The sequence below is a fragment of the Francisella sp. 19S2-4 genome (assembly GCF_036281795.1).
GTDB lineage: Bacteria > Pseudomonadota > Gammaproteobacteria > Francisellales > Francisellaceae > Francisella.
Map to the genome: position 1 here is coordinate 1 of NZ_JAWUZH010000053.1, position 13275 is coordinate 13275.

Genomic DNA, 13275 nt, shown 5'->3' on the forward strand with positions numbered 1-13275 from the left:
AGGCTAAGTTTTTACTAAAAATAGCAAAAATATTCCTATTCATAGAAATTGAAAGATTTATTCAACAGTCTTTTTAAGTATATAAAGAACTGAAACCATATTTTAAAAATATGAAATTAAACGGTTCAATTAAAGAAGAAAGAGGAAATCTTATGAGAAAAATAATACTCTTAATAATAACCTTACTAATAACTTCAAGCTACTTATTTGCTTCAAACACTATCTATCAAGCAGGAACTATAACATCATTAACTAGTGGAATATACTCTAGCAATACTTCTCTAAAAGACTTAGAAAGCAAAGGACAGTATGGGCTTGGGACTATAGCCGGAGCCAAAGGTGAAATGATCATATTTAAAGATAAAGCCTATCTTAGTGATATTAGTGGTAAAGCGGTTCCTCTCAATGAAAATATAACTGTACCATTTGCGGATGTATTTAGTTTTTCAAAACCACAAATAAACTCATCCTACAATAATCTAACAATTCCAGAAATAACATCTATTATCAAACATAAATTATATGGTGATAATTATTTTTATATAATAAAAATCAGTGGTAAATTCTCAAAAATTCATGCTAGAACAATTCCACCAGCTAAAAAAGGATATACATTAAGCGAGTGGATAGCTAAAAATCAAAAGTTTCATGACCTAGAAAATGTTGATGGTACACTTATAGGAATTTATAGTCCTAAATATTTAGCTAGTATTGCTGTACCTGGTTTTCATTTTCATTTCATAACAAAAGATCATTCTCATGTTTATCATGTTTATAGTTTTGAATCAGCACAAGTTAACATTCAAATAGAAAAAATAAATAATTTCCAATTCATACTCCCAGATACTAAGGAATATCAAAAAGCGACTATTGACAACTTTAGTCATGAAACTATTAGTAAGATGGAAGAAGGTAAGTAAAACAAAAATAATAAATAGTTTGCTTATTTACCATAGAAAATGTATTATATAGACTGCTTAAATTTTTAAAGTAAGGTGAGCTATATTTACTCACAAAGTTAAGAATTTTTTGCAAAAACTGAGTAATTGACAACAATAAATAAAGGAAAAAAGATGAAAACGTTTACTGCAAAACCATCAAATATCAAAAGAGAATGGCTTTTGATTGATGCTACAGATAAAACTTTAGGTCGTCTAGCTACAGAAGTAGCAATGATCCTAAGAGGTAAAAACAAGCCAGAATATACTCCTCATATGGATACTGGTGACTATGTTGTTATCGTTAATGCTGAGAAAGTAACTGTAACTGGTAACAAAAGAAAAGGTAAAATCTACCACCACCACACAGGCTATATTGGCGGTATCAAATCAGTATCTTTTGAGAAGCTAATAGCAACTCATCCAGAAAGAGCTATTGAAAAAGCTGTGAAAGGTATGCTTCCTAGAACTCCTCTAGGTCGTGCAATGTTCAAAAAGTTAAAAGTTTATGCAGGTGAAAATCACCCACATACAGCTCAACAACCTCAAGCTCACAATATTTAATAAAGGATGGTAAAAATGTCAGAATATAATTATGGTACAGGTCGTCGTAAAAGTTCTGTAGCTCGTGTATTTATGAAAAAAGGTACTGGTCAATTCATCGTTAATGGTCTTCCATTAGAGCAATACCTATGTCGTGAAACAGATTGCATGGTTGTTAAGCAACCTTTAGAACTTACAAACAATACAGATAACTTTGATTTTAAAGTAACTGTAAAAGGTGGTGGAACTACTGGTCAAGCTGGTGCTATCCGTCTTGGTGTTACTAGAGCTCTTATCGAATTTGATGAAGATCTTAAGCCAGCTCTTCGTGAAGCAGGTTTCGTTACTCGTGATTCACGTAAAGTTGAACGTAAGAAATTTGGTCTTAGAAAAGCTCGTAGAAGAAGACAGTTCTCTAAGCGTTAATATATCTTTATTATATTACACTCTTTTATTATTCTTTTTATTTTATCACTAGGAGGATAAAACCTTGGTTTTATACACAAAAAAGGATGATATCTATAGCGACATAGTCCGTATGATACTATCTATCAAAGGTGCTAATGCCAAAATCATAGATGTTTCAGATCAAGATAATTCAAAACATTTAGAAGAATTAAATATTATTACACCTAATGGTAATATTCCCACATTAACTACAGATGACTTTGCTGTATATAGGCTTAATGTGGTTATTGAAGCCATTGAAGACTTATACCCTTTCCCTCCTATGTTTCCTGTTTTTCCAAAACAGCGAGCAAATGCGAGAATTTTATTAGAACACGTTAATAAAACATTCTTACAAAACATCACTAGGCTTCAAGATCCTTACATAAGTGAAAAAGAAGCTGAACAAATAAAAAAAATGATGCAGAAGAATTTGATTAGTACATATAGAACAATCGTTAGCGAAAGAGAATTAAATGCTGAGAGTAATCCAGATGCTCAAAACATTAACGTTTTAACTCTTATAATAACTTTTGTTTTTTATTATTTCATTAAGATGAAAATTTCAATTCCAACAAAAGATAAGAATATTATCAAGGAAATAAAAGACTTACTTAGTGAACCTAATTTTATTAAAACTATTAAAGGTGAAGGAGCTTAATATGGCTATGCTTAGAGCTTATATAGTTAAGGCAACGTACAATTGGTTAGTCGATCATGGTTTTACTCCATATGTACTTATAGATACAGACTATGAAGATGTAGTAGTCCCTAAAAACTATATAGATGAAGATAAAAAAATATTATTAGATTTATCTCCACAAGCAGTACAAAATCTAGATATAGATGATAACCATATAACTTTTGAAGCTACTTTTGATGGTGAACCTATGTCTGTAAATATTCCTATGGAAGCTGTTTTAGAAGTATTTTCTAAAGAAACAGAACAAGGGATATATGCTCGTGAGTTTGGTTATGGAATTAATGTAAATGAAGGCGAGGATGATGAAACAGCTAACCCTAAAAAAGTTGGCGAATCAAATACTGATAACATTCTTACTTTAGATTAAAATCTAAAACATATTTTTATTTAAACTTCTCTCATACTCTTCTCTAAGAATAGGCATTATATGGAATGATTCATATTCATTTTTAATAGCATTAAATTCATAATCTCTTAAAGTGCCTTCTATAATAAATCCCTTAGATTTATATATATGAATAGCTCTAGAATTATAATCTTTGACATCTAACCATACTCTATGAGCTTGTGTATTTTGAAAAATCCAAGCTAATATAATTTCAAAGGCTTTCTTACCATAACCTTTTCCCTTACTAGATGCACAAATAGCAATTCGCTTAATATGAACAGAGTTATGCTCATTTGATAGATCAGTAAGTATCACATACCCAACTTTAGATAAATGATCTTGAATTATAAAATATGCTATATCCTTATTATCTAATGCTGATAAGTGGGTATTATATTCCCATTTACCAATATACAAGTTATCATCAGCATCATTTTCTAAACTTACAATAAAACCCACATCATGCTGATTAGCTTTTCTTAAATTAATATTTTTACTATCTGATGACATTTTCATATTTTTTAATCTATCTTCAACAAATTAGCAACTGGCTTATAGCTTTTTCTATGAATGTCTAAAACACCATATTGCTTTATGTTCTCTAGATGATCTTTTGTTGGATAGCCTTTGTGCTTAGCAAAACCATATTCTGGATAAAGTTTATCGTGTTTTAGACATATTCTATCCCTATGTACTTTTGCCAATATTGAAGCTGCTGATATTTCTAAGATCTTAGAGTCGCCTTTAACTATTGCTTCTGAGTTATAGTTCCATTGCGGTAGCTTATTACCATCAACCAATACTTTATCAAATAGCCCTATTAAATTATCAGCAACTTGTTTCATAGCTTTTAATGTCGCCTGTAATATATTTAAATCATCTATCTCTTTAGGTGAGATCTCCACTATTGAATAACCTTTTGCTTTTAAAATAATCTCTTTATATAGTAATTCACGCTTTTTATCACTGAGTTTTTTAGAATCATTAAGACCTTCAATAGCATTATTTTTATCTAATATAACTCCAGCAGCAACTACTGGACCTGAAAGAGGACCTCTTCCAGCTTCATCTATACCTAAAATAATCATATAAAATTACTTGTCCTTAATACTAGTATCTAAAGAGCTTAAAAAACCCCTTAAAATATTCACTTCTTGACTCTCAAGCTCACTTCTTTGGAAAAGTCTTTTTAACTTATCCATAACATGTCCTGGCTTATCTTTATCTAAAAAACCAGACGCTATCATATTATTTTCAAAATGTTGATAAAGACCTTGTAACTCTTTTGTAGAAGCTTTTTTGTGTAAATGATTATATTCAGGAACACTTTTAGCATCTGTAATTTCAATAATTTGCTTATGTATTTCATAAGCAACCAATTGGACTGCTTGAGCTAAATTTAGTGATGTATAACCTTCATTCGAAGGAATATATGCATGAACATTACTCATTAAAAGCTCTTCATTTAAAAGACCTGTTCTTTCACGACCAAATAATATTGCTATTTTTTCATCAGATTTTTGAATTTTATCAATAATATTTGTAGCAACTTTTGAGATTGGTTCTATAGGTAATGAGACTCTTCGCACTCTTGCACTTGTCCCAACTACATAATCAATACCATCCAAAGCTTCATCCAATGAATTAACTATTTTTGCTTTTTTAACAACGTCTGTCGCATGACAAGATAACGCAATAGCCTCATCATCTATGCCTTTTTTTGGATTGACTAACCATAAGTTTGTTAATCCCATATTAAGCATTGCTCTAGCAGTAGAGCCAACATTACCACTATGGGATGGCTCAACAAGTACTATCCTTATATTCCCTAATAATTTATCCATTATATGTACTAGTAATTAATTTATATAAATCGTCAGCTGTTTTAACTTGTTCAAAATATTTTTGTGTTTTATCTGATTTTAAAAATGATGCTAATTGTTTTAGTAACTCTATATGAATTTCAGAAATATTATCTGGAAAGAACACACCTACTGCTATTTTTATATCTTCATCAATAGAGTCATCATGGTAAGCATTTTTAAGAGTCACTATAATTATTTTAGTAGTACTTAGATTCTCAACTCTACAATGAGGAATATAAATATTTTTACCAATATAAGTACTACCTATTCTTTCTCTTCGATAAATACTGCTTAGCACTAAATCTTCATCAACCTCAGGATAAGATACAGCAAGCCTATTGGCAATAAATTCCATCAAACGCTTTTTAGACTCGATATTTAGATTTAAGATAATATTTTTTTTATCGATAAGAGCTTTTAAATTCATAAATTAGATTAAATAAAGTTTGAATATGAATGACTATTCACTATGACCAGTACTATGGTTACATCTCATTTTATTTTTATGTTTTTTAAGCTGACGAGCTAACTTATCTTCCAACATATCAATAGCGGCATAAAGGTCCTTATCTTCAGCTTTTGCTACAAATTCACTACCAGGTACAGTTATTATAGCTTCTGCAACTTGCTGTTCCTTTTCAACAGCTAAGATAACTTTAGTAGATGTTATATGATCAAAATAATGCTCTACTTTCCCTATTTTCTCATCAACATAACCTTTGATCGCATCAGTAACTTCTACGTGCCTACCAGTAATTTGAATATTCATACATAAACCTCCAGTTTTTGAACACCGGACTCTTTAATTTATCATCTAATAAACTTTGAGCCCTATTTATAATAACCACTAAAGTGATATACTTACATTATACAAGCTAAATATTATAAAGAAAAGAAATGAACAACAATGTGAAACAAATTTTAACATCACTAGGCTTAATCGCAGTTGCTGTAATATCTTTTATAGTTTTTGCCCCAATATTTGTTTTTTTAATAATTTTTCTGATGATATCATCATTTATTTTAAGAAGAAAAATAATGAAAGAAAATGCAGACTTCTTTAGAAAAGGTGGCCGTAAAAAAGGCCGAATTATTGATCAAGATGATGATTCCTCTAGTAATTTCAACTCAAACGATAAATTAAAATAAAAAATGTACACAAAAGATACTATTGTTGCAATCGCAACTCCTCAAGGTAATGGTGGTATTGGTATCGTCAGAATATCAGGTTCAGATGCATTAGAAATATCTCAAAAGCTTACGCGTAAACACTTAAAACCTCGTTACGCTACATTTTGTACTATTTATGACAATAAAGAAGCTATTGATAATGGTATAGCAATATATTTTAATGCTCCTTTTTCATATACTGGTGAAGATGTTATAGAGATTCAAGCACATGGCAATCCATTTGTCCTTAATTTAATTATAAAAGCCGCTTTAAATTCCGGAGCAAGAATGGCTAAAGCTGGAGAGTTTACTGAAAGAGCATTCTTAAACAATAAGCTTGATTTAGCTCAAGCAGAAGCAGTTGCAGATATTATAAATGCATCTTCAGAAATAGCTGCTAAATCAGCTGCCAAGTCATTACAAGGTGATTTTTCTAAAGAGATAAATAATCTTTTAGAAAAACTAATTTACTTAAGAATGTATGTTGAAGCTTCTATAGATTTTCCAGAAGAGGAAATAAATTTTTTAGAAGATAAAAAAATACATACTAGTTTAGAACAAATATATCAAACTATATTAGATGTAAGAAATAGTTGTAAACAAGGTGTTATCTTATCTGAAGGAATAACCTTAATACTAGTAGGTAAACCTAATGCTGGTAAGTCTAGTCTATTGAATGCCTTAGCTGGTAAAGAGTCAGCAATTGTAACATCGATTGCAGGTACAACTAGGGATATTGTTAAAGAGCATATTCAAATCAATGGTGTACCAATGCATATAATTGATACTGCTGGCTTACGTTGCAGTAATGATATTATAGAAAGTGAAGGTATCAAAAGAGCTATTGCAAAGATTCAAGAAGCTGATCAAATTCTTTTTGTAACCGATGATTATACGAATAGTAATGTTAAATTTAGCGATATTAAAGAGATCATTCCTGAATTTTATGATCAAATACCTAAAAATATTGATATTACATATGTTCACAATAAAATAGATCTGCTAAGTGACACTCCTAAAAACCAAGATAACCATATATATATTTCAGCAGAAAATAATATCGGTATAGATAAGCTAAAGGATCATATACTTAAAAAAGTAGGTTATACAAATCAGAATGAAAGTATTTATACAGCTCGTGAAAGACATGTAACAGCTATAAATAAATCTTTTGAACATATAACTTTGGCAAAAGAGCAGCTAAATCTTGGTAATGGCGAACTACTTGCAGAAGAGCTTTTAATAGTTCAAGAATACTTAAATACTATAACTGGTGAATTTAGTTCTGATGATTTATTAGGAGAGATATTCTCAAGCTTTTGTATAGGAAAATAAACTATTTATAATTAGATTTCCCTGCTATAGCTATTCTATCTTCCATAATTTTTCTTTTAGCACAAATAGGGCTAATCTGTTGCTCATCTAAAAAGCTCACCCCGTTTATACTATTATCTCGCTGACTACATCCTCTTGTAGTTGCATACGAAAATGGAATTATAAATACTAATGCGATGAATAATAATAGTTTCATACAAACGCCACTATGCTTATGATTTAAATAATATTTGCTAATATTTTCTCATTGATTAATACCTAAGTGAAACTTATTGTTTTTATATATATTATTAGTTTTATTGATGATTTTTTTTATAGAAGACTAATCATATAAACACATTTGTATGAACTTAACAAATTCTTGTTCTAAATTATTACGGACACCTAAACCTCTTATCAAGTAGAAGTCTGTTTGTCCAAAATAATACTTATTTAATATAGGTATAATTTCTTCTGTATCACCAGAAAATATATCCAATGTATTAACAATTTTATTACATTTCTTTGCAAAACTTATATCACACATAACATTGTTCAAAAATAAATTAGAATTTATCATGATAATTTTTTCAGAATTATCCTCTTCTGAGAAAGCTACTATATTTTCTTTATATTCATTGCTATTTATAAACCCAATTACATCATGATAAGATAAATCCTCCACATTAGTAGGCATGCCATTTTTTTCAATATAATTTTTAGAAGCATATAGTTTATTTTTCGCCGTTATTAGAGTTTTTACCGTACAATTTTGTACAATAGGTTTTTCAATAGAAATTGCTATATCTAAATTACTTTTGATTAAATCAACTGTACCAGATATATATGAAAATATAAGTTTAACTTTTGGGTAACGAGCATAGAAATTATCTAACTTACTTATGATAATATTATCAAAGAACAATTTCGGAAGCCCTATACGCAATTCGCCCTGGATTTCTTTTGAACTATTTAGTAATACCTGAAGTGTGTTGCTCGCATCTGTTTCTATTTTGCTAAATTTCTTATATAAGTCAGCTCCTTCAGGAGTCATCTCAACCAAACCTCTTGAATTTCTTTTTATGAGTTTTGTATTTAATTCCTCTTCAAGATTTTGGATTCTACGAGAAACTGTACTTTGAGAAAGCCTTAATGATTCTGCTAATTTAGTAAAAGTACCTATATTTATAAGCTTTATAAATAAAAAGATATCATCATAATTCATATTTGATCCCATTTATGCATAAGAGCTATGCATTTTTTACTACAGACAAATTAATAGTACTACAAATATACTAATACATTAAGTTCAAAATCATAAAGGTAGAAATGAAAAAATTAATTCATATATTAATATTTAGCATAATATTATTAGGAATTTCACACAATGCTAATGCTTGCTCAGAATTAAATCATAATTTTGGAAATAATTTAGGAATTTATACAGCAAGAACTATAGATATCTTTATAGATTTAAAACCAACTCTAACTGTTTATCCTAGAGGTATAAAAGAAAATGGAGGCTTATCAAAAAATTCTTTATCTTGGATAAATAAATATGGCTATATTTCTGTTGATGAAACAAATATTAATAATTTAACTGGTGAAGGTATTAATGAGAAAGGCTTAGCTGCACATCTTTTATATTTAGGAGATACAATACAACCTCAAAGAAATATTTCTAAACCTGGCATTAATGGACTATTTTGGGTTAGATATGTTTTAGGAAATTTTTCTTCTGTTAAAGAAGTAATTGAGAACCTCAATAAATATCAAATATATGTTCCTCCAGTAAAAATTAATAATAAGAAAGTTTATATCCCTATTCACTATATGATCGAAGATAAAACAGGAGATAGTGCTCTTATTGAATATGTAAATGGAAAGCTGAAAATATATAGAAATATTAATGCTATTAGCAATGAGCCAAATTATGAGCAGCAACAAAAGATTTTAGACAAAGCAAAAAAGCTAGGATTCTATAATATAGATAAATTACCTGGAGGGGCAAATTCTGGATATAGATTTGTAAGAACCAATTATATTAGTGAAAATCTTCCGGAAGCAATATCTCCAGATCAAGCTGTCAACTATATGTTCTCAGCTATAGATTCTGTATCAGTACCATTTATAAAAGGCTATAGAAATGAGAATCTTAATAGTCCTAGTTTAGAAGACAAATGGCCTACACAATGGAAATCAGTAATTTCATTATCGGAAAATAAATTATATATAGTTGACACATTAATAGGAAATAGAACTTATATAAGCCTTAATGACATCAATTTAGAAAAAGGACAACCAATAAGAAGTGTATCTATTATGAATGGAGATTTAGTTGGAAACATTTCGAATAATTTAACTAAGAGGAGCTAATTATTTATGAAAAAAATATCAAAAATTATATTTTCCTTTAATATATTTTTATTTGTCTTTACGAATGTTGATGCAGGAGCATTATCATTTCATCAAGTAAAGTCATACTCCATGAAAGTAGTTCCTAAATATTAAATAAACATATTGTAGATATTTTGTTAAAATAGAATTATTTTAAAATTATCTTAAAAAGAAATGTTATCGTTAATTGGCAATACTCCTATAATCAAACTAAAAAATATAAATCCCTCACATAATATTTTTGCAAAATGTGAATGGCTAAATCCTACAGGAAGTATCAAAGATAGAGTAGCAAAATATATATTAGAAAAACTTATTGAACGTCAAGAAATACAACCCAAACAAACTATTGTTGAAGCAAGCTCTGGTAATATGGGAACTTCATTAGCAGCTATTGGAAAACTATATAATCATCCTGTACATATAACTTGCCCTAAGAAGACAGGATTAATGAAAAGATCTATGATAGAAAGTTTTGGAGCAGATTTAACAATATGCAAAAATACTTCAAATCATCAAGATCCTGAATTTTATGTTAATAAAGCAAAATTAATAGCGAATAAAAAAAATGGTATTTTAATAAATCAGTATGATAATAAACTAAATACTGAATGTCATTATGAAACTACAGGTCAAGAAATAATAGATTATTTTCTAGATAAAAATATTGATATTGACTATTTTATCACAGTAGGAGGTTCTGGAGGAACAATCACAGGATGTGCAAAAAAAATAAAAGAGGTATATCCAAAAGCTAAAGTTATTATGCCTGACCCTAAAGGTTCTGTTTATTATGATATTTTTTATAATGGTGAACCTAATCCTCAAAATGTATATAGTTATAAAGTTGAAGGTCCAGGAAATCCAGTTTTTTGTAAATCTATGGATTTAAATTATATTGATGAAATAATTCAGTTTACTGATGAACAAGCTATAAATGGATGCTTAAAACTAGCTAATGATCAAGGAATATATGCCGGACATAGTAGTGGCGCTAATTATTTTATTGCTGAAAAATTATTAAATCTTATTCCAAAGGACAATTCTTATAATATTCTTATAATGATTTTAGATAGTGGTATGAAATATACTTTTTATTAAAAAAAAAACCTCTAGAATATATAGTAAAATAATTCGATAACTTATGTTATCATATAACGTGAAATTTATCATAGGAGAGGATACTATGCCAGGTATATTAATTAGTTTTATACTGTTACTACTTTCAGTAATAACAGCTTGGTTTAATCGTCGTAAAGGAGTAGTGATTTTCATCATATTCCTAGTTGTTGCAAGCTTAGTATTTTTGCATCATGCAACTGAACAATTGTCAATATACTTATAACAGGAGCTAATCATGACAAGATCTAATGTTGAAGATTATATGAAAATTTTAAGTGCTCTAGAAGTTATTGGTATAACTGTAATTATTATTATAGACTTCTACTTCCAGTTTAGCATGCATAATATGGTTAAGCCTATTTCCCTAATTCTACTACAAAGACTAGGGTTACTTGCTATGGGATTTGGATTTTTACTTAATACACATTTCCATATCCGTCCAAGCCATTATGCTTTATCGCTATTAGCATCTGTTTTTACATTACTTGTTTCTCTAAAGATAATAAGTATACATATGCTTGATCCAATTGGTATAGGTCCAAGACTTTTTGGAGTACATATGTATAGTTGGGTATTCATAGTATCTATTATTTATATAATTTATATTGCTATAGTAATGTCTTTCTCTGAACAATATGACCTTCATGAGAAAACATCTAAAGAAGTATCAGAGCATGATAATAAAGCAATTCGTATTATTACTCATATTATTTTTGCAATATTTGTTATATTAGCAATTATAAGCATCGGAATAGCTTATCACGAATGCGGATTTGGTAGCTGTTCAGTTATTCAAGAATCTGCTAACCAAGCAATGCAAGCAGCTCCAATATTACAATAAATAAACTTACAACTTCTTCAAATTTCGTTTTCTATTTAATATTTCTTATCTAAATCTATAAGAATATATAAAATAAGCTTACTACCTGCTATGATTAAGGTGTGTAATAGCACTAATATAAGGAGAAAATCATGCCAGGAATATTAATAAGTTTAATTATGCTTCTAATATCGATAGTAACTGCTTGGTTTAATCGTCGTTATGGAATAATAGTTTTTATCATATTCCTAGTTGTTGCAAGCTTAGTATTTTTGTATCATGCAACCGAACAACTATTAATATACCTATAGAAAAGGAGATATATTATGAAAGAAATATCACCAAAAGATTTAGTTAAAACCGTGAGCGCTATTGAAGCAACAGGTATTGCTATAGTTATAATAGTAGCTTTTTTCTTTCAATTTGTTATGGGCGAACTACCATGTCCATTATGTCTTTTGCAAAGACTTGGATTATTAGCAATCGGATTTGGATTCTTACTTAACATGCGTTTTCATGTGCGTCCAAGCCATTATGCTTTATCACTATTAGCAGCTGTATTCACTGCATTTGTATCTCTTAGACAGATTGCTTTGCATATTACAGATCCTGTTGGTTTTGGCTCAAAAATCTTAGGCATGCATATGTATAGTTGGGTATTTGTAATATCTATGGTGGCTATCATCTATATAGCTATTGTTTTATCTTATCCAAAGCAATATGAAATCCGCCAAGAGCCTCAGGAGATATCTGAAGCAAAGAATAAGAAAATTAGATTTATCACACATATAATTTTTTTAATTTTCATACTAGTTATTTTTGCAAATGTCGCATCGACATTTTTTGAATGTGGATTATCAGAATGTCCTGATACTCCAGTTAAATATCTTCTAGTCTAAGTCAAAAATTAGATACGTATTTTTTACTATCTTTATAAACTCTTATATTTCTGAATATTATTATTAATTAAATCCATTGCTTTTTCACATTCATCAAGAGTTAGCCCCTCCATTCGGCAAGTATTATTAGATACTCTTGTATTTATTCTCATTGCAGTACTAATATCATTTATATATACAGATCCCAGCCCAAATAATTTCTCTACAATATTTGATCTAAGATTTACATCATTTATATTGTGATATGAATATCTCTACGATTAAGATATAAAAAAACCATATTTAAGAATACAACGTTGTTTTGTTATAGTATAACTATAGCCTTTAATAGCCTTCTTAATAAATATCCATGCTAGGAAAAATAAATTACTAACAATATTAAAATAACTAATGCTGTATTAGTCATATTATTGCTGTCAATATTAGTTTTATTTAACTTTGAGAAAAACATCACAATAATTAGCTATAATCAAAATAAACTATACCAAAGCTTCATTATAAAAAAATATATAATACTTGATCTAAGCTGGTTTCAACTCTAATAAAATCTTTTCATTTTCTTGTAAGTTCATAATAGCAGAATAATATTTAAAAGACTGTTGAATTAATATCCCAAATTGTTAGATATATTTTGTAAAATACAGATGTTACAGATATTAGTTTTTAATT

General features: G+C 28.8%; 21 protein-coding genes. 14 read left to right on the plus strand and 7 right to left on the minus strand.

From position 1 onward, the window contains the following. The first annotated feature begins 152 nt into the window (after positions 1-152). The 5 genes from budA (at position 153) to mglB (ending at position 2998) form a co-directional block, all read left to right on the plus strand. Complete coding sequence (gene budA / locus R8535_RS09575) at positions 153-920, plus strand: acetolactate decarboxylase (RefSeq protein WP_329498721.1); 768 nt, start codon at positions 153-155, stop codon at positions 918-920. Positions 921-1073: 153 nt separating this feature from the next. Further along, complete coding sequence (gene rplM / locus R8535_RS09580) at positions 1074-1502, plus strand: 50S ribosomal protein L13 (RefSeq protein ID WP_192577615.1); 429 nt, start codon at positions 1074-1076, stop codon at positions 1500-1502. A 15-nt stretch (positions 1503-1517) separates the two neighbouring features. Then, the gene (gene rpsI / locus R8535_RS09585) at positions 1518-1907 is read left to right on the plus strand and encodes a 30S ribosomal protein S9 (protein ID WP_329498723.1); all 390 of its coding nucleotides are present in this window, start codon (positions 1518-1520) and stop codon (positions 1905-1907) included. A gap of 64 nt (positions 1908-1971) precedes the next feature. After that, a complete protein-coding gene (gene mglA, locus R8535_RS09590; RefSeq protein ID WP_329498725.1) occupies positions 1972-2589 on the plus strand; it encodes a transcriptional regulator MglA in 618 nt (205 codons plus the stop codon). 1 nt (position 2590) lies between these two features. Then, positions 2591-2998, plus strand: a complete 408-nt coding sequence (gene mglB, locus R8535_RS09595; protein WP_329498728.1) for a transcriptional regulator MglB — start codon at positions 2591-2593, stop codon at positions 2996-2998. A 3-nt stretch (positions 2999-3001) separates the two neighbouring features. On the opposite strand, the gene R8535_RS09600 is transcribed toward mglB, so the two are convergent. Genes R8535_RS09600 through hpf form a run of 5 tightly spaced genes read right to left on the minus strand, consistent with a single transcriptional unit; the run spans position 3002 to position 5653 of the window. Then, positions 3002-3535: a GNAT family N-acetyltransferase gene (locus R8535_RS09600; protein ID WP_329498730.1), complete on the minus strand. Its 534-nt coding sequence runs from the start codon at positions 3533-3535 to the stop codon at positions 3002-3004. A gap of 5 nt (positions 3536-3540) precedes the next feature. After that, positions 3541-4107, minus strand: coding sequence for a ribonuclease HII (rnhB, locus tag R8535_RS09605; protein ID WP_329498731.1), 567 nt, complete (start codon positions 4105-4107; stop codon positions 3541-3543). 6 nt (positions 4108-4113) lie between these two features. Beyond that, positions 4114-4863: an RNA methyltransferase gene (locus tag R8535_RS09610; protein ID WP_329498733.1), complete on the minus strand. Its 750-nt coding sequence runs from the start codon at positions 4861-4863 to the stop codon at positions 4114-4116. Continuing rightward, positions 4856-5311 carry a PTS sugar transporter subunit IIA gene (locus R8535_RS09615; RefSeq protein WP_329498735.1) on the minus strand — a complete coding sequence of 152 codons (456 nt, stop codon included), beginning with the start codon at positions 5309-5311 and terminating at the stop codon, positions 4856-4858. Before R8535_RS09615 ends, R8535_RS09610 begins: the two co-directional genes overlap by 8 nt. 33 nt (positions 5312-5344) lie before the next feature. Beyond that, entirely contained in the window at positions 5345-5653 is a 309-nt protein-coding gene (gene hpf / locus R8535_RS09620; RefSeq protein ID WP_329498737.1) for a ribosome hibernation-promoting factor, HPF/YfiA family, read from the minus strand. Between the two features lie 128 nt (positions 5654-5781). Here hpf and R8535_RS09625 point away from each other — a divergent pair, with 128 nt between their 5' ends. Both R8535_RS09625 and mnmE read left to right on the plus strand, forming a co-directional pair. Further along, positions 5782-6033: a hypothetical protein gene (locus R8535_RS09625; protein ID WP_329498739.1), complete on the plus strand. Its 252-nt coding sequence runs from the start codon at positions 5782-5784 to the stop codon at positions 6031-6033. A 3-nt stretch (positions 6034-6036) separates the two neighbouring features. After that, positions 6037-7389, plus strand: coding sequence for a tRNA uridine-5-carboxymethylaminomethyl(34) synthesis GTPase MnmE (gene mnmE / locus R8535_RS09630; protein ID WP_329498741.1), 1353 nt, complete (start codon positions 6037-6039; stop codon positions 7387-7389). A gap of 1 nt (position 7390) precedes the next feature. Here mnmE and R8535_RS09635 read toward each other — a convergent pair whose 3' ends face one another. Together R8535_RS09635 and R8535_RS09640 are read right to left on the minus strand one after the other, a co-directional pair. Beyond that, a complete protein-coding gene (locus R8535_RS09635) occupies positions 7391-7585 on the minus strand; it encodes a hypothetical protein (protein ID WP_329498742.1) in 195 nt (64 codons plus the stop codon). A gap of 126 nt (positions 7586-7711) precedes the next feature. Further along, on the minus strand, positions 7712-8593 hold the full coding sequence (locus R8535_RS09640) for a LysR family transcriptional regulator (RefSeq protein ID WP_329498744.1): 882 nt from the start codon (positions 8591-8593) through the stop codon (positions 7712-7714). 104 nt (positions 8594-8697) lie between these two features. On the opposite strand from R8535_RS09640, the gene R8535_RS09645 reads away from it, so the two are divergent. The 7 genes from R8535_RS09645 to R8535_RS09675 all read left to right on the plus strand — a co-directional run bounded on the left by R8535_RS09645 (position 8698) and on the right by R8535_RS09675 (position 12606). After that, positions 8698-9744 carry a linear amide C-N hydrolase gene (locus tag R8535_RS09645; RefSeq protein ID WP_329498746.1) on the plus strand — a complete coding sequence of 349 codons (1047 nt, stop codon included), beginning with the start codon at positions 8698-8700 and terminating at the stop codon, positions 9742-9744. A gap of 6 nt (positions 9745-9750) precedes the next feature. Continuing rightward, complete coding sequence (locus tag R8535_RS09650; RefSeq protein ID WP_329498748.1) at positions 9751-9879, plus strand: hypothetical protein; 129 nt, start codon at positions 9751-9753, stop codon at positions 9877-9879. A 60-nt stretch (positions 9880-9939) separates the two neighbouring features. After that, entirely contained in the window at positions 9940-10866 is a 927-nt protein-coding gene (locus R8535_RS09655; protein WP_329498750.1) for a PLP-dependent cysteine synthase family protein, read from the plus strand. A gap of 85 nt (positions 10867-10951) precedes the next feature. Next, on the plus strand, positions 10952-11110 hold the full coding sequence (locus R8535_RS09660; RefSeq protein ID WP_329498751.1) for a DUF5993 family protein: 159 nt from the start codon (positions 10952-10954) through the stop codon (positions 11108-11110). A 12-nt stretch (positions 11111-11122) separates the two neighbouring features. Beyond that, the gene (locus R8535_RS09665) at positions 11123-11728 is read left to right on the plus strand and encodes a disulfide bond formation protein B (protein WP_329498753.1); all 606 of its coding nucleotides are present in this window, start codon (positions 11123-11125) and stop codon (positions 11726-11728) included. 131 nt (positions 11729-11859) lie between these two features. After that, positions 11860-12018: a DUF5993 family protein gene (locus tag R8535_RS09670; RefSeq protein WP_329498755.1), complete on the plus strand. Its 159-nt coding sequence runs from the start codon at positions 11860-11862 to the stop codon at positions 12016-12018. A gap of 15 nt (positions 12019-12033) precedes the next feature. Further along, complete coding sequence (locus R8535_RS09675) at positions 12034-12606, plus strand: disulfide bond formation protein B (RefSeq protein ID WP_329498757.1); 573 nt, start codon at positions 12034-12036, stop codon at positions 12604-12606. Positions 12607-13275: the final 669 nt, after the last annotated feature.

Coding starts and splice junctions, on each gene's coding strand:
- rpsI (WP_329498723.1), top strand. CDS start 1,518: ATGTCAGAATATAATTATGGTACAGGTCGTCGTAAAAGTTCTGTAGCT.
- R8535_RS09650 (WP_329498748.1), top strand. CDS start 9,751: ATGAAAAAAATATCAAAAATTATATTTTCCTTTAATATATTTTTATTT.
- R8535_RS09670 (WP_329498755.1), top strand. CDS start 11,860: ATGCCAGGAATATTAATAAGTTTAATTATGCTTCTAATATCGATAGTA.
- R8535_RS09625 (WP_329498739.1), top strand. CDS start 5,782: ATGAACAACAATGTGAAACAAATTTTAACATCACTAGGCTTAATCGCA.
- R8535_RS09615 (WP_329498735.1), bottom strand. CDS start 5,311: ATGAATTTAAAAGCTCTTATCGATAAAAAAAATATTATCTTAAATCTA.
- budA (WP_329498721.1), top strand. CDS start 153: ATGAGAAAAATAATACTCTTAATAATAACCTTACTAATAACTTCAAGC.
- R8535_RS09640 (WP_329498744.1), bottom strand. CDS start 8,593: ATGAATTATGATGATATCTTTTTATTTATAAAGCTTATAAATATAGGT.
- rnhB (WP_329498731.1), bottom strand. CDS start 4,107: ATGATTATTTTAGGTATAGATGAAGCTGGAAGAGGTCCTCTTTCAGGT.
- mglB (WP_329498728.1), top strand. CDS start 2,591: ATGGCTATGCTTAGAGCTTATATAGTTAAGGCAACGTACAATTGGTTA.
- R8535_RS09655 (WP_329498750.1), top strand. CDS start 9,940: ATGTTATCGTTAATTGGCAATACTCCTATAATCAAACTAAAAAATATA.
- rplM (WP_192577615.1), top strand. CDS start 1,074: ATGAAAACGTTTACTGCAAAACCATCAAATATCAAAAGAGAATGGCTT.
- hpf (WP_329498737.1), bottom strand. CDS start 5,653: ATGAATATTCAAATTACTGGTAGGCACGTAGAAGTTACTGATGCGATC.
- R8535_RS09665 (WP_329498753.1), top strand. CDS start 11,123: ATGACAAGATCTAATGTTGAAGATTATATGAAAATTTTAAGTGCTCTA.
- R8535_RS09610 (WP_329498733.1), bottom strand. CDS start 4,863: ATGGATAAATTATTAGGGAATATAAGGATAGTACTTGTTGAGCCATCC.
- mnmE (WP_329498741.1), top strand. CDS start 6,037: ATGTACACAAAAGATACTATTGTTGCAATCGCAACTCCTCAAGGTAAT.
- R8535_RS09675 (WP_329498757.1), top strand. CDS start 12,034: ATGAAAGAAATATCACCAAAAGATTTAGTTAAAACCGTGAGCGCTATT.
- R8535_RS09645 (WP_329498746.1), top strand. CDS start 8,698: ATGAAAAAATTAATTCATATATTAATATTTAGCATAATATTATTAGGA.
- R8535_RS09635 (WP_329498742.1), bottom strand. CDS start 7,585: ATGAAACTATTATTATTCATCGCATTAGTATTTATAATTCCATTTTCG.
- R8535_RS09600 (WP_329498730.1), bottom strand. CDS start 3,535: ATGAAAATGTCATCAGATAGTAAAAATATTAATTTAAGAAAAGCTAAT.
- R8535_RS09660 (WP_329498751.1), top strand. CDS start 10,952: ATGCCAGGTATATTAATTAGTTTTATACTGTTACTACTTTCAGTAATA.